General features: G+C 43.2%; 2 protein-coding genes. One reads left to right on the plus strand and one right to left on the minus strand.

The genetic code is table 11. From position 1 onward, the window contains the following. On the plus strand, positions 1-328 hold a 328-nt coding region (locus tag ACWHAR_RS20945), incomplete at its 5' end, for an alpha-hydroxy-acid oxidizing protein (protein ID WP_452087706.1). Between the two features lie 65 nt (positions 329-393). Here ACWHAR_RS20945 and ACWHAR_RS20950 read toward each other — a convergent pair. Then, positions 394-1,540 (minus strand): IS3 family transposase gene (locus ACWHAR_RS20950; protein ID WP_452087707.1). Its coding sequence is split into 2 segments (ribosomal slippage), with 1,148 coding nucleotides annotated over them: positions 394-1,283 and positions 1,283-1,540; the frame shifts between segments, so codons are not numbered across the junction. This gene is flagged as partial in the annotation.

Below are 1,540 nucleotides of genomic sequence, written 5' to 3' on the forward strand. Positions count from 1 at the left end.
TTTGGCGGAAATCCGCTCTAAGTTTCCTGCAAGCACCATGATCGCTTCTGGCGGTCTGCAAGATGCACTTGATGTGGCAAAGGCAATTGCGCTTGGGGCCTCTTGCGCCGGAATGGCAGGGCATTTTTTAAAAGCGCTGACTGACAGCGGTGAGGAAGGGCTGCTTGAGGAGATTCAGCTGATCCTTGAGGAATTAAAGATGATTATGACCGTGCTGGGCGCCAGAACGAGTGACGATTTACAAAAGGCGCCCCTTGTGATCAAAGGTGAAACCCATCATTGGCTCACAGAGAGAGGGATCAATACATCAAGCTATAGTGTTCGATAAATGATAAAAGCCCAAAACCATATGTGGTTGGTCTTACCCCTGTCAAGTAGACAGCCATAAAAAGCCTAAGCAACCAGTGTGTTACGGTATTCTACCGGAGCACACTGGTTTAATTTTTTCTGGAATCGTTCGTGATTATAGAACTGGATGTAATCTTTAATGCTTTTGTGGAGCTCTTTTTCAGTTTGACATGAAGAAAAGTATGTATTCTCTGTTTTGAGGTGCGAGAAAAATGATTCGATACAGGCGTTATCCAGGCAGTTTCCCTTACGGGAATGGCTGCCCTTCAAACCAACGGTTTCAAGTCGCTTTTGATATGCTTTTGTTGTGTATTGGAATCCTTGATCAGAGTGGAGAATGGCCCCTTGGACATCCCGTTGAGCTGTTAAACTTTCCACTGTTTTCATCACCAGTTCAAGATCATTTCGCTTTGACAGTTTCCATGCGACAACCTCATTGTTGTAAAGATCTTGTACTGCAGAAAGATAATAGAATCGTTGTCCGCAAGCAATATAGGTAATATCGGTTACATATAACTGATTAGGCTGATTGGTTTGAAATTCTCGGTTAAGCCGGTTTGGCAGGACAACCGATGCCTTTCTTCCAAAATAACGACGCTTTTTTCGAATAATCGAGTGGATGTTCATCTCTCTCATCAATCTGTAAACACGCTTATGGTTGACGCAGAAACCTTCTTTCTTTAAAGCGACAGTAATCCGAGGATAGCCATAGAAAGGGCGTGAATGATGAATCGCCATGATGTGCTCTTTTATGATCTGATCTCTCTGTTGCCTTGCCATTCGAAACCTTTGAGCCTTGCGCCATTTATAGTACCCTGACCGTGACACTTTGGCGATACATACCAGCCACGTAATCGGATAACGGTCCTTCAATTCGTGAACAGCTTCAAATCGTGCTGCCTTCAAAATCCGTCCTCCCCATGCAGATTTGGATAGCGCTTTTTTAGGTATTCGACCTGTGCCTTTAAATAATCTCGTTCTTCCTCAACACTTTTAAACGTTGTTTTAGGGCGTCCAATAAAAGGATTGTCTGACTTTGTATCTTTTCCCCTTTGATCATCAAAAGACTTGCCTTCCCGATATGTTTTCACCCAATTTTTGAGCTGGGTTGAACTTCGAAGCCCTAATTCTTCAGCTAACGTGTTATAGCTTTTGTTTCCTTCCTCGTACATTTTGACAGCTTTCATCTTAA

The sequence above is a fragment of the Bacillus sp. LR--39 genome, assembly GCF_053613335.1.